The organism is Pseudomonas sp. NPDC088414 (assembly GCF_044753325.1).
In the GTDB taxonomy this organism is placed as follows: domain Bacteria; phylum Pseudomonadota; class Gammaproteobacteria; order Pseudomonadales; family Pseudomonadaceae; genus Aquipseudomonas.
Genome location: NZ_JBIVMY010000003.1, coordinates 136,085 through 160,751 on the forward strand (window position 1 = coordinate 136,085; position 24,667 = coordinate 160,751).

Annotated in this window: 25 protein-coding genes; 11 read left to right on the forward strand and 14 right to left on the reverse strand. The window is 60.6% G+C overall.

Annotated elements, in window-relative coordinates:
- Positions 1-82: 82 nt before the first annotated feature.
- Genes ACIP8I_RS05635 through dapA form a run of 3 tightly spaced genes read right to left on the reverse strand, consistent with a single transcriptional unit; the run spans position 83 to position 2,860 of the window.
- Entirely contained in the window at positions 83-844 is a 762-nt protein-coding gene (locus tag ACIP8I_RS05635) for an MBL fold metallo-hydrolase (protein WP_400759380.1), read from the reverse strand.
- A 4-nt stretch (positions 845-848) separates the two neighbouring features.
- Positions 849-1,964 carry an outer membrane protein assembly factor BamC gene (gene bamC, locus ACIP8I_RS05640; protein WP_007963286.1) on the reverse strand — a complete coding sequence of 372 codons (1,116 nt, stop codon included), beginning with the start codon at positions 1,962-1,964 and terminating at the stop codon, positions 849-851.
- A gap of 17 nt (positions 1,965-1,981) precedes the next feature.
- A complete protein-coding gene (gene dapA, locus ACIP8I_RS05645; protein WP_007963285.1) occupies positions 1,982-2,860 on the reverse strand; it encodes a 4-hydroxy-tetrahydrodipicolinate synthase in 879 nt (292 codons plus the stop codon).
- A 324-nt stretch (positions 2,861-3,184) separates the two neighbouring features.
- Between dapA and ACIP8I_RS05650 the strand changes: the two genes are divergently transcribed.
- Positions 3,185-3,745 carry a glycine cleavage system protein R gene (locus ACIP8I_RS05650; protein ID WP_007963284.1) on the forward strand — a complete coding sequence of 187 codons (561 nt, stop codon included), beginning with the start codon at positions 3,185-3,187 and terminating at the stop codon, positions 3,743-3,745.
- A gap of 10 nt (positions 3,746-3,755) precedes the next feature.
- A complete protein-coding gene (locus ACIP8I_RS05655; protein WP_400759385.1) occupies positions 3,756-4,229 on the forward strand; it encodes a peroxiredoxin in 474 nt (157 codons plus the stop codon).
- A 117-nt stretch (positions 4,230-4,346) separates the two neighbouring features.
- Here ACIP8I_RS05655 and ACIP8I_RS05660 read toward each other — a convergent pair whose 3' ends face one another.
- Together ACIP8I_RS05660 and ACIP8I_RS05665 are read right to left on the reverse strand one after the other, a co-directional pair.
- On the reverse strand, positions 4,347-5,417 hold the full coding sequence (locus ACIP8I_RS05660; protein ID WP_027614463.1) for an AI-2E family transporter: 1,071 nt from the start codon (positions 5,415-5,417) through the stop codon (positions 4,347-4,349).
- A 32-nt stretch (positions 5,418-5,449) separates the two neighbouring features.
- Positions 5,450-5,689 carry a sulfurtransferase TusA family protein gene (locus ACIP8I_RS05665; RefSeq protein WP_007963279.1) on the reverse strand — a complete coding sequence of 80 codons (240 nt, stop codon included), beginning with the start codon at positions 5,687-5,689 and terminating at the stop codon, positions 5,450-5,452.
- Positions 5,690-5,787: 98 nt separating this feature from the next.
- On the opposite strand from ACIP8I_RS05665, the gene ACIP8I_RS05670 reads away from it, so the two are divergent.
- The gene (locus ACIP8I_RS05670; protein WP_367083623.1) at positions 5,788-7,221 is read left to right on the forward strand and encodes a M48 family metalloprotease; all 1,434 of its coding nucleotides are present in this window, start codon (positions 5,788-5,790) and stop codon (positions 7,219-7,221) included.
- An 80-nt stretch (positions 7,222-7,301) separates the two neighbouring features.
- Here the strand turns inward: ACIP8I_RS05670 and ACIP8I_RS05675 are convergent, their stop codons facing one another.
- The 4 genes from ACIP8I_RS05675 to rpoE form a co-directional block, all read right to left on the reverse strand.
- The gene (locus ACIP8I_RS05675; protein ID WP_007963275.1) at positions 7,302-8,732 is read right to left on the reverse strand and encodes a DegQ family serine endoprotease; all 1,431 of its coding nucleotides are present in this window, start codon (positions 8,730-8,732) and stop codon (positions 7,302-7,304) included.
- A 210-nt stretch (positions 8,733-8,942) separates the two neighbouring features.
- A complete protein-coding gene (locus ACIP8I_RS05680; protein ID WP_400759388.1) occupies positions 8,943-9,905 on the reverse strand; it encodes a MucB/RseB C-terminal domain-containing protein in 963 nt (320 codons plus the stop codon).
- An 8-nt stretch (positions 9,906-9,913) separates the two neighbouring features.
- Complete coding sequence (locus ACIP8I_RS05685) at positions 9,914-10,501, reverse strand: sigma-E factor negative regulatory protein (RefSeq protein WP_003222558.1); 588 nt, start codon at positions 10,499-10,501, stop codon at positions 9,914-9,916.
- Positions 10,502-10,531: 30 nt separating this feature from the next.
- Complete coding sequence (rpoE, locus tag ACIP8I_RS05690) at positions 10,532-11,113, reverse strand: RNA polymerase sigma factor RpoE (RefSeq protein ID WP_003172477.1); 582 nt, start codon at positions 11,111-11,113, stop codon at positions 10,532-10,534.
- Between the two features lie 558 nt (positions 11,114-11,671).
- Between rpoE and nadB the strand changes: the two genes are divergently transcribed.
- On the forward strand, positions 11,672-13,288 hold the full coding sequence (gene nadB, locus ACIP8I_RS05695; protein ID WP_400759390.1) for an L-aspartate oxidase: 1,617 nt from the start codon (positions 11,672-11,674) through the stop codon (positions 13,286-13,288).
- Here the strand turns inward: nadB and ACIP8I_RS05700 are convergent.
- Together ACIP8I_RS05700 and ACIP8I_RS05705 are read right to left on the reverse strand one after the other, a co-directional pair.
- Positions 13,257-13,709 (reverse strand): protein YgfX, encoded by a 453-nt coding sequence (locus ACIP8I_RS05700; RefSeq protein WP_400759392.1) that lies wholly within the window; start codon positions 13,707-13,709, stop codon positions 13,257-13,259. The two genes, nadB and ACIP8I_RS05700, sit on opposite strands and share 32 nt — an antisense overlap.
- Complete coding sequence (locus ACIP8I_RS05705) at positions 13,693-13,947, reverse strand: succinate dehydrogenase assembly factor 2 (protein WP_007963266.1); 255 nt, start codon at positions 13,945-13,947, stop codon at positions 13,693-13,695. The genes ACIP8I_RS05700 and ACIP8I_RS05705 overlap by 17 nt, the downstream gene beginning before the upstream one ends.
- A gap of 150 nt (positions 13,948-14,097) precedes the next feature.
- Here ACIP8I_RS05705 and ACIP8I_RS05710 point away from each other — a divergent pair, with 150 nt between their 5' ends.
- Both ACIP8I_RS05710 and ACIP8I_RS05715 read left to right on the forward strand, forming a co-directional pair.
- Positions 14,098-15,039 carry a YgfZ/GcvT domain-containing protein gene (locus ACIP8I_RS05710; RefSeq protein ID WP_400759394.1) on the forward strand — a complete coding sequence of 314 codons (942 nt, stop codon included), beginning with the start codon at positions 14,098-14,100 and terminating at the stop codon, positions 15,037-15,039.
- Between the two features lie 35 nt (positions 15,040-15,074).
- Positions 15,075-15,896, forward strand: a complete 822-nt coding sequence (locus tag ACIP8I_RS05715) for an HDOD domain-containing protein (RefSeq protein WP_123586899.1) — start codon at positions 15,075-15,077, stop codon at positions 15,894-15,896.
- Positions 15,897-16,043: 147 nt separating this feature from the next.
- On the opposite strand, the gene ACIP8I_RS05720 is transcribed toward ACIP8I_RS05715, so the two are convergent.
- On the reverse strand, positions 16,044-17,429 hold the full coding sequence (locus tag ACIP8I_RS05720) for a sensor histidine kinase (RefSeq protein WP_400759396.1): 1,386 nt from the start codon (positions 17,427-17,429) through the stop codon (positions 16,044-16,046).
- The gene (locus ACIP8I_RS05725; RefSeq protein ID WP_003222545.1) at positions 17,422-18,093 is read right to left on the reverse strand and encodes a response regulator; all 672 of its coding nucleotides are present in this window, start codon (positions 18,091-18,093) and stop codon (positions 17,422-17,424) included. The genes ACIP8I_RS05720 and ACIP8I_RS05725 overlap by 8 nt, the downstream gene beginning before the upstream one ends.
- 236 nt (positions 18,094-18,329) lie before the next feature.
- Between ACIP8I_RS05725 and ACIP8I_RS05730 the strand changes: the two genes are divergently transcribed.
- The 5 genes from ACIP8I_RS05730 (at position 18,330) to ACIP8I_RS05750 (ending at position 23,754) form a co-directional block, all read left to right on the forward strand.
- Complete coding sequence (locus ACIP8I_RS05730; protein WP_400759398.1) at positions 18,330-19,622, forward strand: OprD family porin; 1,293 nt, start codon at positions 18,330-18,332, stop codon at positions 19,620-19,622.
- Positions 19,623-19,716: 94 nt separating this feature from the next.
- A complete protein-coding gene (locus ACIP8I_RS05735; protein WP_115988033.1) occupies positions 19,717-20,694 on the forward strand; it encodes a tripartite tricarboxylate transporter substrate binding protein in 978 nt (325 codons plus the stop codon).
- A 58-nt stretch (positions 20,695-20,752) separates the two neighbouring features.
- Complete coding sequence (locus tag ACIP8I_RS05740) at positions 20,753-21,211, forward strand: tripartite tricarboxylate transporter TctB family protein (RefSeq protein WP_103519697.1); 459 nt, start codon at positions 20,753-20,755, stop codon at positions 21,209-21,211.
- Position 21,212: 1 nt separating this feature from the next.
- Positions 21,213-22,727 carry a tripartite tricarboxylate transporter permease gene (locus ACIP8I_RS05745; protein WP_007963259.1) on the forward strand — a complete coding sequence of 505 codons (1,515 nt, stop codon included), beginning with the start codon at positions 21,213-21,215 and terminating at the stop codon, positions 22,725-22,727.
- Positions 22,720-23,754 (forward strand): AbrB family transcriptional regulator, encoded by a 1,035-nt coding sequence (locus ACIP8I_RS05750; RefSeq protein WP_400759400.1) that lies wholly within the window; start codon positions 22,720-22,722, stop codon positions 23,752-23,754. Before ACIP8I_RS05745 ends, ACIP8I_RS05750 begins: the two co-directional genes overlap by 8 nt.
- A gap of 159 nt (positions 23,755-23,913) precedes the next feature.
- Here ACIP8I_RS05750 and ung read toward each other — a convergent pair whose 3' ends face one another.
- Complete coding sequence (ung, locus tag ACIP8I_RS05755) at positions 23,914-24,606, reverse strand: uracil-DNA glycosylase (RefSeq protein ID WP_096796634.1); 693 nt, start codon at positions 24,604-24,606, stop codon at positions 23,914-23,916.
- Between the last annotated feature and the right edge of the window lie 61 nt (positions 24,607-24,667).

The window sequence follows — 24,667 nt, forward strand, 5'->3', positions numbered from 1 at the left end:
GGTCTTCTAAACCGATTTGGATAAGCCGCGCTCGAGTTCTTCACGATATTCCATGCTGGGCTCCGCTAGCTCAGTAGATGGGCTAGGCGATATGGCGCCAGTCGAGCCCTGAATCTTGATCGGCCAGTTGCAGCCAGTCCGGGTCGCACCCGAGGGTGTCGACGAAACATTGCCGGGCCAGCTGCGGCAGGTTGTTCTTGCTGCTCAGGTGGGCGAGAACCAGATGCTGCAAGCCCTGCCACCCCAACTCGGCCACCAGGAATGCCGCCTGATGGTTGTTCAAATGTCCCAGCTCGCCGCCCACCCGTTGCTTGAGAAAGTATGGGTAATGACCACGGGCCAGCATGTCGCGACAGTGGTTGGACTCGATCATCAACGCATCGAGATCCCGATAGCTGTCCAGCACCCGCTCGCAGTAGGAACCCAGGTCGGTCAGCAGGCCGAAGCGCCGCTGCTCGTTATCACTGAATACGTACTGGGTCGGCTCCTGCGCATCATGGGCCACGGCAATGACCCCGATGTTCAGTGCGCCGATCTGCAGCTGCTCGCCGCCGGCCAGAAAGCCTGCGGGTTCGATCGGTTTGCGCATCCCGCGCAGTGTGCCGCGACTGAGGTAGACCGGTAGATTGTAGCGCCGAGACAGCAAACCCACGCCATGCACGTGGTCGGCATGTTCGTGGGTTACGAGTATCGCGCTCAGTTGCGCCGGGTGAACCCCCAGACGCAACAGGCGTTTTTCGGTTTCCCGCAGGGAAAAACCACAATCCACCAGCACATACGTATCAGCGCTGGCGATCAGCGTGCCGTTCCCTTGGCTACCGCTGCCGAGAACGGCAAAGCGCATGTGATCAGCCCAGGTTGTCCTGAATCACGCTCAACACTTTGCGCGCCACATCGGCTGGCGCGACGGTGTTGATGTTCTTCTCGACGGTGACCTGAACGTTCTCGCCGACCTTGCTCAGGCGCACCTGATAACGCTCGGCGCGGGCTTCAACTTCTTCCTTGGTCGGCGCACTGCCGAACAGGCTGCTGAAGAAACCAGGCTTGTCGTCTTTCTTCTCGGCTTTTTCGGCCAGGTTGATGTAGTACAGGCCCAGGCTGCGGTTGATGTCTTCAACGCGCCACTGACCTTGCTCCAGCGCACGACCGACGCTCGACCAGGCACGATCCAGGTCCGGACCGACGTTCAGTACCGGGTTGCCGCTGCCGTCTTCGCTGAGGCTGACACGGCTCGGGGTATCGAAGTCACGCGAAGCCAGCATCGACACCGAACCACCCTTCTCGGAGATCCGGCTCATGCTCGCGAGCATGTCGTCGACCAGCGCTGCATCCAGACCAGTGTTGACCGAGCGGTTGGTGAAATCGACGTCGGCGGTGCTGCCGGCAGGACGCTCGGCGCTGACCACGTAGATCTCACTGGTGTTGCGCTGCACGCCCGGCTCGATACGCACCCGCACGCGGGTTTCGCTGTCGGAACCGACACCGGCGGCGCTCAGGCGCTTGGCCACAGCGGCGGACAGTTCGTCGGAATGCTGCCAGGTGGTGGTGAATTCACCGGTTTGCGGACGCTGCTCATCCAGACGGAAACCGTTGTCCTGGAAGAACTGCACCGCCACTGGCCAGACTTCGGCTGGTGGGTGCTGGGCCACGACCCAACGCGAGTCACCGCTCTTCTGCAGCGAGTAGTCGGTCGCCTCGGCAACTGCTGTCAGCGGTTGCGGGCGCGGCACCACGTATTCGCCCTTGGCGGTGTCATCGGCCACGTTGCGCGGGATCGGCAACAGCGGATCCAGACGCTTGGAGGTGCTGACATTCGGTGGCAGTTGCATCGGTGCAGTCTGTTGCGCTTCCAGGTAATCGCTACCACGGTCACGGAAATAACCTTCCGGGCCCCAGACCCATCCGCAGCCACTGGTGCTGGAGATAATCAAGGCAAGTGCGGAAAGTCCGGCCATTCGCTTCATGCGTTGTACTTCCTCAATTAAACCAGGACGCTGCACTGGCGCAGGGCCGTGCGAAGCGTTTCATGACAAGGAGCGCTCAGCCAGGTCAACGGCAGGCGGATGCCTTCGTGCATCAGGCCCATTTCAACCAAAGCCCACTTCACCGGAATCGGGTTGGCTTCGATGAACAGGTCCTTGTGCAGCGGCATCAATTTTTCGTTGATCGCCCGTGCGGTCTCGGCGTCGCCGTTCAGCGCAGCCTCGCACAGGTCAGCCATTTCGCGCGGGGCGACGTTGGCCGTTACGGAGATGTTGCCTTTGCCACCCAGCAGGATCAGCTCGACCGCAGTCGGATCATCGCCGGACAGCACGATGAAGTCCTTGCTCACGCCGTCGATGATGGCTTTGGCGCGTTTCAGGTCGCCAGTGGCTTCCTTGATGCCGATGATGTTCGGCACGGTGGACAGGCGAATCACGGTCTCGGCCTGCATGTCGCAGGAGGTGCGGCCGGGAACGTTGTACAGAATCTGTGGAATGTCGACCGCTTCGGCAATGTGCTTGAAGTGCTGGTACAGGCCTTCCTGCGTCGGCTTGTTGTAGTACGGCACCACCAGCAGGCAGGCGTCGGCACCGGCTTCCTTGGCGTTGCGGGTCAGCTCGACGGCTTCGCGGGTCGAGTTGGCGCCGGTACCGGCGATCACCGGGATGCGGCCTGCGACCTGTTTGACCACGGCTTTGATGACGGCGATGTGCTCTTCTACATCAAGGGTCGCCGATTCGCCGGTAGTACCGACCGCGACAATGGCGTGGGTACCGTTTTCAAGGTGGAAGTCCACGAGTTTTCGGAGGCTGTCCCAGTCAAGACGCCCTTGTGCATCCATGGGTGTGACCAGTGCCACCATACTGCCCCGAATCATGAAAACGCTCCTGCCGGAAAAAGAGAGCGGTAATGGTACTGGCGCCAAGATGCTTGCACAAGCGAAGTACTGCGCCGCCATTCCCCTTGGCGTCGGTTTTCGCTACCCTTCAGACTTTGATCGGTACAGATCAGCTTGTACGCCGGGTTCCAGCCTCCCTTTTCGGCCTCCCAGGTCCCGTTCCAGCGTCGCTGCTGCACGCTCCACCATTATTGGAGCGAATTGCGAGCCGTGGCCCGGGGCTTTCTGAATCGGCACGCGCAGAAACTCCCGACGGCCAACGCCCATCGACCTACCGACCGCTCATCGCTTTAGGAATGCTGCATGTCCACCCCCACAGTTCGCGAACAATTCCTTGTCATCAGTGCCCTTGGCGCCAACCCCATGGAGCTGACTAACGTCCTGTGCCGCGCCAGCCATGAAAATCGCTGCGCCGTCGTCACCTCCCGCCTGACTCGTCACGGCGAGTGCAGCGCCCTGGTGCTGGAAATCTCCGGCAGTTGGGACGCCCTGGCCCGCCTCGAAGGCAGCCTGCCGACCCTGGCCAAGCGCCACGCCTTCACCGTCAACGTGGTGCGCAGCGCGGCGCTGGAAAACCGCCCGCAGGCCCTGCCCTACGTGGCTTATGTCAGCTCGGCGTATCGCCCGGACATCATCAATGAACTGTGCCAGTTCTTCATGGATCACAACGTCGAGCTGGAAAACCTGACCTGCGATACCTATCAGGCCCCGCAGACCGGCGGCACCATGCTCAACGCCACGTTCACCGTGACCCTGCCCGCCGGCACCCAGATCAGTTGGCTGCGCGACCAGTTCCTGGACTTCGCCGACGCGATGAACCTGGATGCGCTGATCGAACCTTGGCGCCCACAAAACCCAATGTAAGGAAGCTTTCATGGCCGTTGTCATCGACCAGCCGGTTGCGGATTTCGAAGCACCTGCCACCAGCGGGCAGACCGTCAGCCTGTCCGCTATGAAGGGCAAGCAAGTGGTGATCTACTTCTATCCGAAGGACAGCACTCCGGGCTGCACCACCGAAGGCCAGGGTTTTCGTGACCAGTACGCGGCGTTTCAGGCTGCCAACACGGAAATCTTCGGCATTTCCCGCGACAGCCTGAAATCCCACGAGAACTTCAAGTGCAAGCAGGAATTCCCTTTCGAGCTGATCAGCGACAAGGACGAAGCCGTCTGCCAGCTGTTCGACGTGATCAAGCTGAAAAAGCTGTATGGCAAGGAATACCTGGGCGTTGATCGCAGCACGTTCCTGATCGACAGGAACGGTGTACTGCGTCAGGAATGGCGCGGCGTGAAAGTGCCGGGGCATGTGGATGCGGTGCTGGCTGCGGCTCAGGCGCTGAATAAAGCCTGAAGATCAAAAGATCAAAAGATCAAAAGATCGCAGTCTGCGGCAGCTCCTACAGGGAAACGCATTCCAATTGTAGGAGCTGCCGCAGGCTCGGGCCGCGATCGGACGATCTTTTTGCTTTTATAGCAATGGAGCCACCACAGGCTCCTTGCGCGGCCAGGCATCCAGCACGGCCTTGAACAACGTCGCCAGCGGAATCGCAAAGAACACACCCCAAAATCCCCAAAGCCCGCCAAACAGCAGCACCGCGCAGATGATCGCCACCGGGTGCAGATTGACCGCCTCGGAAAACAGCAACGGCACCAGCACGTTGCCATCCAGGGTCTGAATGATTCCGTAGACCGCCATCAGATAGATGAACTGATCGCTCCAGCCCCACTGGAACAACGCAATCAGCAACACCGGCACAGTCACCACCACCGCGCCGACGTACGGCACCACCACCGACACCCCGACCAGCAACGCCAGCAGCGCCGCATAGTTGAGGCCAAGCGCGACGAACGCGATGTAAGTCACGCCGCCACAGATTACGATCTCGATGACCTTGCCACGAATGTAGTTGGCGATCTGCCGGTTCATTTCCTGCGCCACGCGGGTGATCAGCGCTCGCTCACGGGGCAGATAGCCGCGCACCCACTCGCCGATCATGGCCCGATCCTTGAGGAAGAAAAACACCAGAATCGGCACCAGCACCAGATAGATCATGATGTTGACCAGCAGCGGCAGACTCGACAGGGAAAAGGTCAGCGCCCATTGGCCGAACTTGCCGATTTCGCCACGCGCCGCTTCGATAGCCTGCAGTACCTGCTCATCCGAGACCAGATGCGGATAGCGCTCGGGCAGCAGCAACAGCAGCGACTGCCATTTGGCGAGCATCCCCGGCAGCTCGTTGAACAGTGTGATCAACTGATGCCACAGCAGCGGCAACACCACCACGATGAACACCAGCAACACGCCCATGAACAGCGCAAACACCAGCCCCACCGCCGCCGCGCCAGGCACGCGCATGCGCTCCAGTGCGAGTACCAGCCCCTGCATCAGATACGCCAGCACCATGCCGGCCAATACCGGCGCGAGCATGCCACCGAGTGTGAGCACCGCGGTAAAGGCGAGAAACAGCAGCACCGCCAGCACCACCGCTTCTTCGTCGGAAAAGTAGCGCTGAATCCAGTCGCGTAACACTTTGAACATCAATAATCCTTAGGTCTTTTACGCTGTCGGCCTCAGGCTTTTTTCAACCAGTAACGGTAGACGCCTGCTTCGTCTTCTTCGCGCAGCAGCGTATGACCGGCCAGACGGGCAAAGGTGCGGAAGTCGCGCTGCGAACCTGCATCCGTGGCGATCACCTTGAGCACCGCGCCGCTGGGCAACTTGTTGAGTTCCATCTTGGCCTTGAGCAACGGCAACGGGCAATTCAGGCCACTGGCGTCCAATTCACAGTCATGGGCTACAGCGTCAGTCATTGCGTCACTCCGGTTCAGGTGGTTGAGGCGCCTAGAATATCTGGTCGCAAGCCCGGTGTCCGGCTACAGTAAGGTCTTTGTCTTCTAAGGCTTTGTGCATGACATTTCTGCGCCCTACCCTGCTGACGCTCGCTTGCCTGCTCGCCTCACCGGGCTTTGCCGACGATCTGCCGTCACTTGGCGACGCCAGTTCTGCCATTGTCTCTCCGCAACAGGAATATCAGCTGGGCCGCGCCTGGCTGGCGATGTTGCGCAGTCAGGTTGCACAGCTCAACGATCCGCAGCTCAAAGACTACGTCGAATCCAGCGTCTACAAGCTGGTGGAAACCAGCCAGGTCACCGATCGGCGCCTGGAATTCATTCTGATCAACAGCCCGCAGCTCAACGCCTTCGCGGCACCGGGCGGGGTGGTCGGGGTCAACGGCGGCCTGTTCCTCAACGCACAGACCGAAGGCGAATACGCCTCGGTACTGGCCCACGAACTGGCTCACTTGTCGCAACGTCACTTTGCTCGCGGCGTCGAAGCCTCGCAGCGGATGCAGGTGCCGATGATGGCGGCGCTGCTCGCCGGCATCGTGATTGCTGCCGCCGGAGGCGGTGATGCCGGGATCGCGACCATCGCCGGTACTCAGGCCGCAGCCATTCAGTCGCAGCGTACCTTCTCGCGCCAGAACGAGCAGGAAGCCGACCGTATCGGCATCCTCAACCTGGAAAAGGCCGGATACGACCCGCGCTCGATGCCGACCATGTTCGAACGCCTGATGCGCCAGTATCGCTTCGACGCCAAGCCGCCAGAATTTCTGCTGACTCACCCGGTGACCGAATCGCGTATCGCCGACACCCGTAACCGCGCAGAACAAGCACCGGCGGGCGGCATCGAAGACAGCATGCGTTATCAACTGATCCGCGCCCGCGTTCAGCTGATCTATGAAGAAACCCCGGGACTGGGCGCCAAGCGCTTCCGTGCACAACTGGATGAAAATCCGAAAAACGACGTGGCGCGCTACGGCCTGGCGATCGCTCAGATCAAGGGCGGCCAGCTCAACGAAGCCCGGGAAAACCTCAAACAGCTGCTGGCCAGGTCGCCCAACGAGATCATCTACAACCTCGCGCAGATCGACCTGGACATTACCAATAACCGTCTGCCGGATGCGCAAACGCGGGTTGACCGAATGCTCACCCAGTATCCGGGCAACTATCCACTGAATCAGGTTCGGGTCGACCTGTTGCTGAAACAGAATCGCACCGCCGACGCGGAGAAAGCCCTCGACAGCCTGCTCAAATCCCGTCCGAATGATCCTGACGTGTGGTATCAGGTCGCGGAAACCCGTGGTCTCTCTGGGAACATCATTGGTCTGCATCAGGCTCGCGCCGAGTACTTCGCGCTGGTCGGCGATTATCGTCAGGCGATCCAGCAGCTCGACTTTGCCAAGCGCAAGGCGGGCAGCAACTTCCCGCTGTCCTCGCGGATCGATGCACGCCAGCGCGAGCTAATGGAGCAGGAGCGCATGATCAAGGACATGATGGGCTGAGTTTTCCTCGACGAGGCAAATGTTTCAGGCATAAAAAAACCGCCTCTTTCGAGGCGGTTTTCTATTTCACCGCTAGCGGATTATTCAGCCAGTTTGAAGGTGATGAAGCTCGCGCGACCTTCACGCAGAACACGCATCGACACCGAACGATTCTTTGGCAGCGCCTTGGCGATCTCGGCGAACTCCTTGGTGGAGCCGATGGCCTGGTTGTTCAGGTGAGTGATCACGTCACCCGGCTGCAGACCGATCAGTGCCGCAGGACCATCCTGAACATCCTTGATCACCACACCACCCTTGAGGTCGTAGGTTTTCTTCTGCTCGGCGGTCAGCTCGATCACCGACACACCGAGGCGGTTACTGCTGCTTTCCGCGCCGGATTTCGGCAATGCAGCCAGCTCTTTGTCCTCGTCCGGAATCGCACCGACGGTCAGCTCGACATTCTTGCGCTTGCCGTCACGAATCACTTCAAGGTTGGCCTTGGCGCCCGCTTTCAGCGCACCGACCAAGTGTGGCAGATCGGCGGACATGACGATCGGCTGACCGTTCATGCTCAGGATCACGTCGCCCACTTGCAGGCCGCCCTTGGCTGCCGGACCGTCATCCTGAATCTGTGCAACCAGCGCACCGGCCGGCTTATCAAGACCGAACGACTCGGCCAGATCCTTGTTCACTTCCTGGATGACCACGCCCAGCCAGCCGCGGCTGACCTTGCCACCGCTTTTCAGCTGATTGGAAACGTCCATCGCCACATCGATCGGGATGGCGAACGACACGCCCATGAAACCACCGGAACGGGTGTAGATCTGCGAGTTGATCCCGACCACTTCACCGTTCAGGTTGAACAGCGGGCCACCGGAGTTACCCGGGTTGATCGGCACGTCGGTCTGGATGAACGGCACGTAGTTTTCGTTTGGCAGGCTACGGCCGACGGCGCTGACAATGCCTTGGGTCACAGTGTGGTCAAAGCCGAACGGCGAACCGATCGCCACAACCCACTGGCCCGCCTTCAGGTCCTGGGACTTGCCGAGCTTGAGCACCGGCAGATCCTTGCCATCGATTTTCAGCAGGGCCACGTCGGAGCGTGGATCGGTGCCGATCAGCTTGGCTTTCATTTCACTGCGATCTGCCAGACGCACGAGGATTTCGTCGGCATCGGCAATCACATGGTTATTGGTCAGGATGTAGCCATCCGAGGAAATGATGAAGCCCGAACCCAGCGATTGCGCTTCACGCTGACGATCGCCGCGCGGCGAACGCTGCTGAGGTGGCATGCCACGCTCGAAGAACTCGCGCAACATCGGCGGCAAGCCTTCCAGGTCAGGCATCTGCTGGTTCACCTTGCGGTCCGGCAGTTTCTGCGTGGTACTGATGTTCACCACTGCAGGCGAGGCCTGTTCAACCAGTTGGGTGAAATCCGGCAGGTCGGCTGCCTGGACAGCGGGGACAGCCTGACCCAGTACCAGCACGGTGGCGAAAATGGACAGATAAGACTTCAAGCTAAGTATCGACATACAGCTCCCGTTACGACGAGCAGGGTTAAGCGATATGGAGCAAGGAACACCGGGAACCGCAGGCCGGCATTTTTGTTCCGGGAACGACAGACAAGGCCAGAGCCGTGAGGCTCTGACCTATAAAAAACTTTCGGGTGATTTGCAAATGAAAATGCTGAGCAAACATTTCATCTACGTCTCGAAGAAGAAGTGGAAATGACTGAAATCAGCTCACTGCTTGCTGGTTGCAGCGCCATCGTTGCGCATCGAAAGGGCAATCCTCTCGGCCGTGCCGATTGGAATTTCGCCGACCACCGTCACCATCATCTCACCCTCAGGCGTAGTGAGGCGGCGGGAAACAGCGACAGTCGGCCCCAACTGCGTGCGGGTGTCGGTCACTGTTGCACCGTTCAACGGCTCAAGAAATACCGAAAAACGCGCAAGCCCGTCGTCATACATCAGGCTGCTGACCTGAGTCTTGGTTTGCGGATCTTTGTGCGAGGTGCTGCTGGTCAGTACGAAGCCTGGGGGCAGCCAATCAGAATGCCAGACCTGAGCCGTCTTCACCGCAGAAGCCTTGTCACTATCAATAGTAACGGCCTTGCACTCGGTGCCAGCCTGCAGGTCTTTGTCCGACGGGACATCAGCGGTATTCAGGCTGGTGAACTGGAAACGCTCAAGTAGCTGCCCCTTGTCGTTGAGCAACAACGACTTCAGTGGCAATCCGGTCTGTTTATCCAGATGCAGTTCGAAACCATAGCGATGCTGGTCGCGAGGCGTCAGCGATACGATAACCGCATCACGCCCGGCCACGCGCGACTTGCCAATGACGGCAAGCTCATACCAGTTTTTCAGCTTTTGCGGATCAAGCGAACGAGCGGTCGAGTTGGGAGAATCTCCCAACCCCGCAATCAGGGTGCCGCTGACGCATTGAGTATGCCCATCAACACGTACGACTTCCTGAGCCGAGCCGTCGAGCTGAAGCAAACGCTCGCGGACCTGACCGTTCTGGACACGATGCCAGATATTATGGGTAGAAAAACTACCGTTACGCTCGTATACGAAAGTGCCTTGGAAGCTTTGCTGCTGCTCGGCCTGACCCAGGCGGATCAACCAGTCCTGGGCCTCGTCGGCATGGGCTGGAACAATGAACCAGCCGCTCAGCAGAAGCGAAAGTAGAGGTATGGCGCGCATGATCCTCCTTAACGGTTTTCCATGCTTGCTGCACGCGCATAAGGCAGAGCGCTTTCAGTACCTTTCAATGCAGCCTGCTGGGCATGCTGACGCAGATAGCCTGGCAGACGCTGATCGTGCCAGCCTGGCTGACCTTGCAGGACGCCATTGGCCATCGGGCCAGTGGTTTCCGAGCTTTCCTTGTAACCAGCCAGGACAGCCGGGCCCTTGACCTGCGGTGCAACCAGCGAAGGCTGATTGGACTGCTGGGCCAGCTCGACGCCAGCGATTTCGTCCTGGTTATACAGGCGCACGCCGGCCAGTACTGCAACGGTCACCGAAGCTGCAACGGCCAGACGACCCAGGTTGCGCCAAGGGCCGCGGGATACTTTGGCTGGAGCCGTTTCGTCTTCCAGCGCAGCAGAAACTGCCGCAGCAATGTCCAGACGCGGAAGCAGCAGATCCTTGTGCATGGCTGCCCGAGCGATCTGATAACGAGCCCAGGTCTCACGGGTTTCAACATCGTCCAGTGCATTGATCACTCGACGCAATTCCAGTTCGTCCGCTTCGTTATCCATCACTGCGGACAGCGATTCCTGCAGGGCTTCACGACTCATGGCGTTCCTCTCTTGGCTGTCGCCGCTGTCTCAGTTTTCCTGCAACAACGGCTGCAGGGCTTTATCGATGGCCTCCCGGGCGCGGAAAATCCGGGAGCGCACGGTACCCACCGGACACTGCATGACGCTCGCAATGTCCTCGTAACTCAGACCATCGAATTCACGTAAAGTTAAAGCCGTACGTAAATCCTCTGGCAGTTGCTGAATGGTTCGATGGACGGTGCCTTCGATCTCATCCCGCAGCAATGCGCGTTCCGGTGATTCGAGATCCTTGAGGCCATGATCGCCGTCGTAGAACTCTGCATCTTCAGAACTTACATCGCTATCCGGCGGCCGGCGGCCGCGTGATACCAGATAGTTCTTTGCCGTGTTGATGGCAATGCGGTAAAGCCACGTATAGAACGCGCTGTCTCCGCGAAAGTTTCCTAGTGCTCGGTAGGCCTTGATAAAGGCTTCCTGAGCCACATCCTGGGCTTCATGGGTGTCGTGCACGAAACGCACGATCAACCCGAGAATTTTGTGCTGATATTTCAGCACCAGCAGATCGAAAGCTCGCTTGTCGCCACGCTGAACGCGCTCGACCAGCTGCTGATCCTCTTCCTGGGTTAGCATGAACACTCCTCGATAAGCATGGAGGAGGCTTGCATAACTAAACGACCAGACTTGCAAACATAGACTCGGGCTTTTCGCAAAAGTTCTCCCCCTCCAGGCAAGTTTCCTGCGGGCTCTGATTTGGCACGCACGAAAAACGCAGCGCGGGATAAACCGGCTGCGCGAATAATCTTGTCATCGGTTCGCCGGCAAAAACCCAATCGCAGGTTCTGCATTGAAGCCGACACTGTCCCGTGCTTCTGGCAACTGACTATTGATCTTGGGCCTCTGGCAAAAGTTCCAATTATTTATAGCCGCGCTGAAGCGACATCGAGCAACCATGTGCTGAAAAAGCCTGTTTCATCCTCGATACAGTCGCCTTTTTCCAAAACGACAGAAAAAAACGTCCGACGAAACGTCAAGCTTTTGTCGTCACAGTAGTTTCACAATGCCATACGAGCCCGGCTATTGTGCCGCTCCACCCCTCTATATACTAGTGGGCTGTGTGGCTGTCTTGACTCGCCGATCCAGCTGTCTTGCACCACCCCCGATCCGGGTCGCTTTGAGCGGAATCCTGAAATGAGCCAACAGTTTCAACACGATGTTCTGGTGATTGGCAGCGGCGCTGCCGGTTTGAGTCTCGCGCTGACCCTGCCGGGTCATTTGCGCATTGCCATATTGAGCAAGGGCGATCTGGCCAACGGCTCGACTTTTTGGGCCCAGGGCGGCGTCGCTGCCGTGCTGGACGATACCGATACTGTCGAATCCCACGTCGACGACACTCTGAACGCCGGCGGCGGTCTGTGCCATGAAGACGCGGTGCGCTTCACCGTCGAGCACAGCCGCGAAGCCATCCAGTGGCTGATCGACCAGGGGGTGCCGTTCACCCGCGACGAACAGTCCGGCACCGAAGACGGCGGTTTCGAATTCCACCTGACCCGCGAAGGCGGCCACAGCCATCGGCGCATCATCCATGCCGCGGACGCAACCGGCGCAGCGATTTTCACCACCCTCCTCGCCCAGGCCAAAGAACGCAGCAACATCGAACTGCTGGAGCAGCGAGTTGCCGTTGACCTGATCACCGAACGCCGTCTGGGTATGAGTGGCGAGCGCTGCCTCGGCGCCTACGTGCTCAATCGCGCAACCGGCGAAGTCGACACCTACGGCGCACGCTTCGTGATCCTCGCGTCCGGCGGCGCCGCCAAGGTCTACCTCTATACCAGTAACCCCGACGGCGCCTGCGGTGACGGCATCGCCATGGCCTGGCGCTCGGGCTGCCGAGTGGCGAACCTGGAATTCAACCAGTTCCACCCCACTTGCCTGTACCACCCACAGGCCAAAAGTTTCCTGATCACAGAAGCCTTGCGTGGTGAAGGCGCGCACCTGAAGCTGCCCAACGGCGAACGGTTCATGCCTCGCTTCGACAAACGTGCCGAACTGGCGCCACGCGACATCGTCGCCCGCGCCATCGACCATGAAATGAAACGCCTGGGCGTCGACTGCGTGTACCTCGACATCAGCCACAAGCCTGAAGCCTTCATCAAAAGCCACTTCCCGACCGTCTACGAACGTTGCCTGGGCTTCGGCATCGACATCACCAGGCAGCCGATCCCGGTCGTACCGGCGGCGCACTACACCTGTGGTGGGGTGATGGTCGATCAACACGGTCGCACCGATGTGCCGGGGCTGTACGCGATCGGCGAAACCAGCTTCACCGGCCTGCACGGGGCCAACCGCATGGCCAGCAACTCGCTGCTCGAATGCTTCGTCTATGCCCGCTCGGCGGCAGCGGACATTCTTGCGCAACTGGATAACGTCACTGCGCCAACCGCCCTGCCCGAGTGGGACGCCAGCCAGGTCACCGATTCCGATGAGGACGTGATCATCGCCCACAACTGGGATGAGCTGCGCCGCTTCATGTGGGACTACGTGGGCATCGTGCGCACCAATAAACGCTTGCAACGGGCGCAGCACCGCGTGCGTCTGTTGCTGGACGAGATCGACGAGTTCTACAGCAACTATAAAGTCAGCCGCGACCTGATCGAGCTGCGTAATCTGGCGCAAGTCGCCGAACTGATGATCTGCTCAGCCATGGAGCGCAAGGAAAGTCGCGGTCTGCATTACACCCTCGACTATCCGAACCTGTTGCCCGAGGCGCTCGACACTATTCTGGTGCCGCCCACCTACGCCGGCTGAACTTGAGCCGCACTCGCAGGCGACGGTGCAGATCCGCCGCCTGCGAGTCCCGCGGTATACAGATCGAGCGCACCCGCCGCTCGCCGCGCAAACGAAAGCGCAACACCACGATCAACGGCAACGCCAGGCTGTCCGGGCGCAGCTGCACCGCTTGCCAGTCGCCCGCCTGATTCCACAACTGCCAGCCATCGGCGTCGCGGCGCAATCCGCAAAAAGCCTGCGGATGCTTCAGCAGAATCTGCCGTGGCACCACCCACGCAGCGTGCAGCAGACAGGCGAAGGCCCCAAGCAGACAGGCCCAGAGTGGAATCGTCAAAAGAAACAACACACCCAGAGCGAACGACTGGGCCAACAGATATGCCGCCAGCAACTGCCGTGAGGCATGCCAGCGGCATTCGAACGTGTTACTTGGGCTGAACACGGTCCAGGATCATCCGGACCATGCGCTGCAGCTCAGGGTCTTCAGATTCGCTGCGCTCCATGAACCAGCCGAACATGTCCTGATCCTCGCAGGTCAGCAGACGCACATACAAGTCGCGATCGACCTGATTGAGGTGCGGATAGACCTCTTGCACGAACGGCACCAGCAGCACGTCAAGTTCCAGCATGCCGCGACGGCTGTGCCAGAAGAGGCGATTGAGTTCAACTTGTTCGACCATGGAGCCCTCCTCAAATAGGCGCGCAGTATACAGCCCCGGCGCGGGTCGCACAGTCGGCTTTGGTCGGGCACCACCGATCCTTTATCAACTACCCATTTCAACAACGCGCCCTTATGATGTGCCCCAGACTTTTTTACCCTGCGATGACCCATGGCCGATTCTGCTTTTTTCTGCACCCTGTCTCATGAAGGCGTACTCGCGGTTCGCGGCGTGGATGCCGGCAAATTCCTGCAAGGCCAATTGACCTGCAACATCAATTACCTCAGCGACAGCCAGGCCAGCCTGGGCGCGCGCTGCACGCAAAAAGGCCGGATGCAGTCGAGCTTCCGCATTCTGCTCGAAGGTGACGGCGTGCTGCTGGCGATGGCCAGCGAACTGCTGGAGCCGCAACTGGCGGACCTGAAAAAGTACGCGGTGTTCTCCAAATCCAAGTTGACCGACGAAAGCGCCGCCTGGGTGCGTTTTGGCCTGGAGCATGGCGACACAGCGTTGGCCAGCCTGGAGCTGAACCTGCCAAGTGAAACCGACAGCGTAGTGCGCAATGCAGGCCTGATCGCGATTCGCGTCTCGCCGGATCGCGCCGAACTCTGGGTACCGGCCGATCAAGCCGACGTCATCAAGGCCAAACTGGCCGCCGCCCTGCCTGAAGGCGATCTGAACCAATGGTTGCTGGGGCAGATCCGCGCCGGTATCGGTCAGGTCATGCCGAGCACCCGCGAGCTGTTCATCCCGCAGATGCTCAACCTGCAGGCCGTCGGTGGCGTGAGTTTCAAGAAAGGTTGCTACACCGGCCAGGAAATCGTCGCGCGCATGCAGTACCTGGGCAAGCTCAAGCGTCGCCTCTATCGCGTGCAACTGGACGCGAGCGAACTGCCGGAGCCGGGCACCCCGCTGTTCGCCCCGAGCCACAACAGCGCCATCGGCGAAGTGGTGATTGCGGCCCGCGCCGCAGAAAAGATTGAACTGCTGGCGGTGTTGCAGGCCGAAGCTGCCGAAGCGGGTGATCTGCACCTGGGCGCCCTCGAAGGGCCAGCCCTGCATTTGCTCGACCTGCCCTACGAACTGGATCGCGACCGCGAAATCCAGCGCTGATCGCAGCTTTTGTTGCAACACCCTAGAGAAACTACATGAGCGAGCTGGCGGATAAGGTCCAACAGGATTTGGTTGAGGCCATCGATAACGATGACCTGGTTCTGCCAACGTTACCGGAAGTGGCCCTGCAAATTCGCAAGGCCGCCGAAGACCCGGAGATCAGTGTCAGCGACCTGAGCAAAGTGATTGGCCGCGACACGGCGCTGTCGGCGCGCCTGATCAAAGTGGTCAACAGCCCGTTGCTGCGCGCGACCCAGGAAGTCACCGACCTGCACACCGCGATCACCCGGCTGGGGGTGAACTACAGCAGCAACCTGGCGATCGGGCTGGTGATGGAACAGATTTTCCACGCCCGCTCCGAGGTGGTCGAACAGAAGATGCGCGAAGTCTGGCGCAAGAGTCTGGAAATCGCCGGCGTCAGCTACGCCCTGTGCCGCCGTCACACCCAACTCAAACCTGATCAGGCGGCGCTGGGTGGACTGGTGCATCAGATCGGCGTGCTGCCGATCCTGACCTACGCCGAAGATCACTACGAACTGCTGTCGGACCCGGTCAGCCTCAACCATGTGATCGACCATATTCACCCGTTGCTGGGCGACAAGCTGTTGCGGGTCTGGGAATTTCCCGAGCAACTGGTGGCGTTGCCGGGGCTGTATCTGGATTTCAAACGCGACTCGGCACACCTCGATTACGTCGATCTGGTGCAGGTGGCGAGCCTGTATTGCCACAAGGACAGCGATCATCCGATTGCGCGGATTGACCCGCTCAGCGTGCCGGCATTCAGGAAGCTTGGGATCGATCCGGAGAACAAGCAATTGTGCGCGGATCTGGAAGAATCGCGAACGATGTTTTACTGACCTGTGGCGAGGGAGCTTGCTCCCGCTGGACTGCGAAGCAGCCCCTAAACCAGGCGGCTCCCTTCATCAGGCAAACCTTGCACTCATCACGACTGCTGGGCAGCCGAGCGGGAGCAAGCTCCCTCGCCACAACAGCCCTCTCGGCTGCTATCCGGCAATAAAACTCACCCGAACCTTCAAGCCGGCCTGCTCACCATCATGCAAGGTGATCTGCGCCAGATGCGCCCGGCAGATCTCTCCGACAATCGCCAGCCCCAGCCCTGAGCCCGCGACCTGCTGATTACGCCGGTAGAAGCGCTCGAATACCCGATCACGCTCTTCCAGCGGAATCCCCGGCCCGTCATCTTCAACCTCAAGCACCGCCGGCGCCGCGACCCGCAGAATCACGTTGCCGCCCGGTGGCGTGTGCGCCAGTGCGTTGTCCACCAGATTGCTCAGCAGTTCATTGAGCAACGTCGGTTCACCGCGCAGCCACACTGGCTCATCGGCCTCCAGCGCTAGCGCGACCCCGCGCGCATGGGCCAAGGGCGCCATGGCCATGCCCAGCTCGCGGGCCAACTGACTCAGATCGAGCAACTGCGCGCCGCCCTCGGCTATCGCCCGGGCACCGTTTTCCACCCGCGCAAGCGACAGCAGTTGATTGGCCAGATGGGTCAGGCGGTCGGTGCTTTGCGCAGAAGATTCCAGAGTTGTGCGCCAGGTTTCCGGTTCACTGGAACGCAGCCCCAACTCCAGCCGCGCCTTCAACGCCGCCAGTGGCGTGCGCAACTCGTGTGCAGCATCGGCGATGAACTGTGCCTGCCGCTCGAACTGCCCGCGCAAACGTTCAGTGAAGTGATTGAGCGCGCGCACCAGCGGCCACAATTCACGCTGTACTTCCACCAGCGGCAGTGGCCGCAAATCATCGGGCTGACGCTCCTCCACCGCCGTGCGCAAACGCTCCAGCGGGCGCAGCGCGGCACTCACCGCAAACCACACCAGCAACAAGGCGCCGATCGCGAGCATGCCCAGACGCAGCAGCGTATCGGCCGCCAGACTGCGGGCCATGCTGACTCGCGCCTCATCGGTTTCGGCGACACGGATTTCCGCCATGCCGTTCATGTTCGGTTCGGTGACCGCTTTGAGCAGGCTGACCACGCGCACGTTCTGCCCGCGATAGGTCGCGTTATAGAAGCGCGCGAGCGCTGGATAATCGTCGGTTCTCGGCGTACCGGGTGGCGGCCCGGGCAGGTTTTCGTAGCCGGAAATCAGCTTCTGGTGGATGTCGTTGACCTGGTAGTAAATCCGCCCGGCGCTGTCGTAAGCGAAGGTGTCCAGCGCCACGTAGGGCACGTCGGCGCTGAGCGTACCGTCGCGCTGCGACAGGCCGGCGGCGATGGTTCGCGCCGAGGCCAGCAGGGTTCGGTCGTAGGCCGTGTCAGCGGCTTCGCGCCCGTTCCAGTACGCGCTCAAACCACTGGCGAGCATCAATACCACCAGCAGCAGCGCGAGGTTCCACAGCAACCGCCAGCGCAGGCTGCTGGGCTTATGCATCGCGGCTTTCCAGCAGGTAACCAAGACCACGGAAGGTCACGATCGCCACCGGTTGGCCGTCGAGTTTCTTGCGCAGGCGATGCACGTAGATTTCGATGGCATCGGGGCTGGCTTCTTCGTCGAGGCCGAACACCTGAGCCGCCAGTTGCTCCTTGCTCATCACCCGTCCCGGGCGGGCGATCAACGCTTCGAGCACGGCTTGTTCGCGAGAGGTCAACGTGAGCAGTTCTTCGCCGAGGCTGAAGCGCCGGGTGTCGAGATCGTAGGCCAGTACGCCGCAGCGCTGCTGACGCTCGCCACCGAGCACACTGCGCCGCAGCAGGGCTTTGACCCGTGCTTCGAGCTCGGTCAGTTCGAACGGTTTGGCCAGGTAATCGTCGGCGCCGAGATTCAAGCCGTGTACGCGGTCCTTCACATCGCTGCGCGCCGTCAGCATCAACACCGGCAGGTTCTTGCCGCGTGCCCGCAGGCGCGCCAGCACCTCGAATCCGTCCATGCGCGGCAGGCCGACGTCGAGGATTGCCATCGCATATTCCTCGCTGCCCAGCGCCAGGTCGGCGGCCACGCCATCGTGCAACACGTCCACGGTCAGACCGGTGCTCTTGAGCGCCTGGGCGACGCTTTCGGCCAGTTGCAAATGGTCTTCGACGAGCAGAACACGCATGGATCTCTACCTCATTCAGGGATGGCCGACGCCACTCTTTGCCGCGGAGTTTACAGCCGCAACCGCCGCTGTGAAGCCCGAAACCCGCGAAATCCAGCTGAAAGGTTAGTGAAAGGTTAGCCCGTTAGAGTCCGGTCACGGACAGTTTCGACTGCCGTCGCTGCTGCCACACAGCGCTACGAAAAACGCCTCGAAGCGTTTTCGACCAATAAGAACAATAAACGGAGTACACCCGCATGCCGTCCTTGCAGACCAAGGCTTCTACGCCTGTTCGTCCTTCTCGTTTGCGCCACGCCACCCTCGCCAGCACCGCTGCCCTCGCCGGTTTTTCGCCGCTGAGCTACGCCGACTTCATCAAAGACAGTTCCGCCACCTTCGAAACCCGCAACATGTACTTCAACCGCGACTTTCGCGACGGCACCAGTGCCCAGCAAAGCAAGCGTGATGAATGGGCGCAGGGTTTCATGCTCAACCTGCAATCGGGTTACACCGACGGCACCGTGGGGTTCGGTGTCGATGCGCTAGGCATGTTGGGCGTCAAACTTGATTCGAGCCCGGATCGTACCGGCACCGGCCTGCTGCCGACCCACGATGACGGGCGCGCGGCGAACGAATACTCGAAAGTCGGCCTGACCGGCAAAGTGAAAATCTCCGCCACCGAACTGAAAATCGGCAGCCTGATTCCCGAACTGCCGATCCTCAAACCGAATGACGGGCGCATCCTGCCGCAGACCTTTGAAGGCGGCTTGCTGACCTCCAAAGAGATCAAGAACCTGACCTTCACCGGCGGGCGTCTGGAGAAAGCCAAGGATCGCGACAGCACCGATTTCGAGGACATTGCCCTCAACAACAAGAACAGCCGTTTTGCCGGCACTGCGGCTGGCAAGCATTTCGACTTTGCCGGCGTGGACTACAAGTTCACCGACAAGATCACCGGCAGCTACCACTTCGCCCAGCTCGATGAAGTCTACAACCAGCACTTCTTCGGCCTCGTTGCCTCGCGGCCAATGGGACCGGGCACCTTCGCCACCGACCTGCGCTTTGCCGTCAGTGACGATCAGGGCGCGGCCCGGGGTGGCGAGATCGATAATCGCTCGCTCAACGGTCTGGTCAGCTACGCCCTGAGCGGCCACAAGTTCACCGCCGGTTATCAGCACATGTCCGGCGACAGCGCCTTCCCGTATGTCGATGGCAGCGACCCGTACCTGGTCAACTTCGTGCAGATCAACGACTTCGCCGGCGCCGAAGAACGCTCGTGGCAAGCGCGCTACGACTTCGACTTCGCCCGCCTCGGCATCCCCGGCCTGTCGTTCATGAGCCGTTACCTGAGCGGTGACAACATCAAGCTCAAGAACGGTGAAGAAGGCAAAGAGTGGGAGCGCAACACCGAGATCAAATATGTAGTACAAAGCGGCGCCCTGAAGGACGTTGCGCTGCGTTTGCGTAATGCCACTTACCGTTCCAACTACTCGGCTCGCGATGCGGATGAAGTGCGGTTGCTGGTGAGCTATAGCGTTGCTCTTTGGTAATTGATTGAAATGCCGGAGTGTTGAAGATCAAAAGATCGCAGCCTGCGGCAGCTCCTACAAAAAGCCCTACAACAACAAGACTGTGGAGAAACCAATGAATTTGTCACTGCGTAAAGTTGCTCTGGCCGCTGGCGTCATGCTGTTCGCCGGCCAGCTGATGGCCGAACCGAAACGTCCGGAATGCATCGCCCCGGCCTCCCCCGGCGGTGGTTTCGACCTGACCTGCAAACTGGCGCAGAGTGCGCTGGTCAATGAAAAACTGCTGACCAAACCGATGCGCGTGACCTACATGCCCGGCGGTGTCGGCGCGGTGGCGTACAACGCGGTCGTCGCCCAGCGTCCGGCCGATGCCGGCACGCTGGTGGCGTGGTCCAGCGGTTCGTTGCTGAACCTGGCGCAGGGCAAGTTCGGTCGTTTTGATGAAACCAATGTGCGCTGGCTGGCCGCCGTCGGCACCAGTTACGGCGCCATCGCGGTGAAAAGCGACTCGCCTTACAAGACCCTGGACGATCTGGTCAAAGCCCTGAAGAAAGATCCGAGCTCCGTGGTCATCGGCTCCGGCGGCACCGTCGGCAGCCAGGACTGGATGCAGACCGCACTGATCGCCAAGGCTGCCGGGATCAACCCGCGTGACCTGCGTTACGTCGCGCTCGAAGGTGGCGGCGAAATCGCTACTGCACTGCTCGGCGGTCATATCCAGGTCGGCAGCACCGACATTTCCGACTCCATGCCGCACATCCAGAGCGGCGACATGCGTCTGCTCGCGGTGTTCGCCGACAAGCGCATCGACGAGCCGGAAATGAAAGACATCCCGACGGCTCGTGAGCAAGGCTACGACATCGTCTGGCCGGTGGTGCGTGGTTTCTACCTCGGGCCAAAAGTCAGCGACGAAGACTACGCCTGGTGGAAAGACGCCTTCGACAAACTGCTGGCCTCGGAAGAGTTCGCCAAGCTGCGCGATCAGCGTGAACTGTTCCCGTTCGCCATGACCGGCCCGGAGCTGGACACCTACGTGAAGAAGCAGGTCGCGGACTACAAAGTGCTGGCCAAAGAGTTCGGCCTGATTCAGTGATCGTCTCTGTCTAGCGGCTGCGGCCTCGCGCATCGAGGCCTCGGCACAGGAGTTTCCCATGCTCTTACAACGCATTTTCGCCTCGGTGCTATTGCTGGCCTGCGTCGGCCTGGCCCTGATGGCGTGGCCGTATCAAGCGGCTTTTTCTTATGAACCGGTGGGCCCGCGCGCCTTTCCTCTGCTCATGCTCGGCCTGATGGGCGTGGCGCTGCTGTACATGGTGTTCCGCCCGGCACCGATCAAACACAGTGAAGACGAGCCGCCACTGGATCGCCAAACCCTGACCAAGATCGGCATCTGCGTGCTGTTGCTGCTGGTCTTCGCCGGTCTGTTCGAACCGCTGGGCTTCATCCTCAGCAGCATCCTGATCGGCATCCCGATGGCGCGCCTGTATGGCGGTCGCTGGCTGCCGAGCATTGTGGTGACAACGTTGATGGCCATCGGTCTGTACCTGCTGTTCGACCGTCTGATGGACGTTCCACTGCCGCTGGGCCTGCTCGACGTTCTGGAGAACTGATATGGATACTCTCGGTTATTTGGGTCAGGGCTTCGGCGTCGCGCTGAGTCCGTACAACCTGGTCACGGCCCTGACCGGCACGCTGATCGGCACCGTGGTCGGGCTGTTGCCGGGCCTGGGCCCGATCAATGGCGTGGCCCTGCTGATCCCGATCGCCTTCGCCCTCGGCCTGCCACCGGAGTCGGCGCTGATTCTGCTGGCGGCGGTGTATCTGGGTTGCGAATACGGCGGGCGGATCAGCTCGATCCTGCTGAACATTCCGGGCGAAGCCTCCACCGTGATGACCACCCTCGACGGCTATCCGATGGCGCGTCAAGGTCTGGCCGGTGTCGCCCTGTCGCTGTCGGCGTGGAGCTCGTTCATCGGTGCGTTCATCGCCACTTGCGGCATGGTGCTGTTCGCCCCGTTGCTGGCGAAATGGGCGATTGCCTTCGGCCCGGCGGAATACTTCGTGTTGATGGTGTTCGCGATTGTCTGTCTCGGCGGCATGGCCGGTGATCGTCCGCTGAAGACCTTTATTGCGGCGCTGATCGGCCTGTTCCTGTCGACCGTCGGCATCGACGCCAACAGCGGTGTTTATCGCTTCACCGGCGACAACATTCACCTGACCGACGGCATCCAGTTCGTGGTGTTGGTGCTGGGTCTGTTCTCGGTGAGCGAAATCCTTCTGCTCCTGGAAAAAACCCATCGCGGCCAGGAAGCGGTGAAGGCCACCGGGCGCATGATGTTCAACTTCAAGGAAGCGGCGTCGGTGTTCGTGGTGAACATCCGTTGCGGCCTGCTGGGTTTCATCATGGGCGTGTTGCCGGGTGCCGGCGCGACGCTGGCCAGTGCCGTGGCCTACATGACCGAAAAACGCATCGCCGGTACTGGCGGCAAATTCGGTCAGGGTGACGCCCGTGGCCTCGCCGCTCCGGAAACCGCGATCGGCGCGTCGGCCTGCGGCGCGCTGGTGCCGATGCTGACCCTCGGTGTACCCGGTTCCGGCACCACAGCGGTGATGATCGGCGCCCTGTCGCTGTACAACATCACCCCGGGGCCGCTGTTGTTCCAACAGCAACCGGATATCGTCTGGGGCCTGATCGCTTCGCTGTTCATCGCCAACATCATGCTGGTGATCCTCAACATCCCGATGATCCGCATCTTCACCCGCATCCTCGCCGTGCCGAACTGGGCACTGGTGCCGGTGATCGCGATCATCACCGGGATCGGCGTCTACGCCGTGCATGCGACCACGTTCGACCTGTTCCTGATGGTCGGCATCGGTATCTTCGGCTACATCCTGCGCAAGCTGGATTTCCCGCTGTCGCCAGTACTGCTGGGCTTCATTCTCGGCGGGCTGATGGAGCAGAACCTGCGTCGTGCGCTGTCGATCTCCAACGGTGCGCTGGAAATCCTCTGGTCGAGCCCGATCACTTTCGGTGTGTGGATCCTGACCGCGATCATGTTGCTGCTGCCGCTGCTGCGTATCTGGCGTAAACGTTCGGCTGCGCAACGCGCCATCGCCGATGTCTGATCGCTCCTCCCTCAGAAGCTGGTGGGCGACCCCGCTGGTCGGTCTGCTTGGCGGTTTTATCGCCAGCCAGATCGGCTGGCCGCTGCCGTGGATGGTCGGCTCGTTGCTGGCGATCATCCTCGTGCGCTGCCTCACTCCGTGGCAACTCACGGAAATCCCCGGCGGGCGCAAATGCGGCCAATGGATTGTCGGCATCGGCATCGGCCTGCACTTCACCCCGCTGGTGATGGAGCAGGTGCTGAGTCATTTCGGTTTGATCTTCTTCGGTGCGCTGGTCACCAGCCTGTCGGCAGTGGTCGGCGTGTGGTTGATGCGCCGCACCGGCGAGGATCGCGCCACGGCGTTTTTCTCAAGCATGCCCGGCGGCTCCGGGGAGATGGTCAACCTCGGCGCACGCAATGGCGCGCTGCTCAGCCATGTCGCGGCGGGGCAGAGTCTGCGGGTGCTGGTGGTGGTGCTGTGCGTGCCGGCCGCGTTCAAGTATCTGCTGGGCGACGGCACGCCGATTTCCCACGCTGGCAACGTCGATTGGCGCTGGCTGGCGATTCTGTTTCCTGCGGGCGCCCTGCTCGCCTGGCTCTGGCAGCGTTTGCGTCAACCCAATCCGTGGTTGTTCGGCCCGTTGCTGGTCAGTGCTACGGTGAGCATTGCCTGGGATCTGCACATCGGTCTGCCGGACGGTGGCAGCCAGATCGGCCAGTGGCTGATCGGCAGCGGGCTGGGCTGTCACTTCAATCGACAGTTCTTCCGCCGCGCACCGTCATTCATGGGCAGGACATTGATCGGCACGGCGCTGACCATGTTGATCGCCACATTGGCGGCGTTGGGCTTGAGCGCGCTGACCCATCTGGATTTGCGCTCGCTGACGTTGGGCATGATGCCCGGGGGGATTGCCGAGATGAGTCTGACGGCGGAGACCCTGCAACTGTCGGTGCCGCTGGTGACGGCGATGCAGGTGATGCGCTTGCTGTTCGTGCTGTTTCTGGCGGAACCGTTGTTCAAGTACTGGAACCGTAATCCCGAGTAACACCGAGTCACTGTGGCGAGGGAGCTTGCTCCCGCTGGGCTGCGCAGCAGACCCGAGATCCTTGAATCGGGTGCTTCTGGCACACCGAAATCACAGGTTTTGCGGCTGCTGCGCAGCCGAGCGGGAGCAAGCTCCCTCGCCACAGATTTACTCAGCCAGTCAAATCGGCGGCAACCGCCACTCGATCGGCGCTTCACCGTTCTGCTCAAGAAACTTGTTGGTCCGGCTGAAATGTCCGCACCCCAAAAATCCACGATAAGCCGACAACGGCGACGGATGCACCGAGGTCAGCACCAGGTGCTTGGTCGCATCGATCAGCTTCTGCTTGCTCTGCGCATGCGCCCCCCACAGCATGAACACCAGGTGCGGCTGGCGTTCGCTGACCAGTTCGATGATCCGGTCGGTGAAGAACTGCCAGCCCTTGTCCTTGTGCGCGTTGGCATTGGCGCGCTCGACGGTCATGGTGGTGTTGAGCATCAACACACCCTGATCGGCCCAGCTCTGCAGGTAACCGTGGTTGGGGATGTCGATGTTCAGGTCGCGTTTCAGCTCTTTGTAGATGTTGACCAGCGACGGCGGCGCCGGCACGCCCGGTTGCACCGAAAAGCACAAGCCGTGGGCCTGGCCCGGGCCGTGGTACGGGTCCTGGCCGAGGATCACCACTTTGACTTTATCCAGCGGCGTCGAATTCAGCGCGTTGAAAATCAGCGGTCCCGGCGGGTAGATTTCCTTGCCGGCCGCCCGCTCCTGCTGCAGAAAAGTGCGCAACTCTGCCATGTAAGGCTGGTCGAACTCAGCACGCAGTGCCTCCTTCCAGCTCGGTTCGAGTTTGATACGGTCGTCAGCAGTCATGGTCATACCCGGCAAAAACAATGGGGCGAACCCTAGGAAAGCCGACCACGCTTGTCAATTG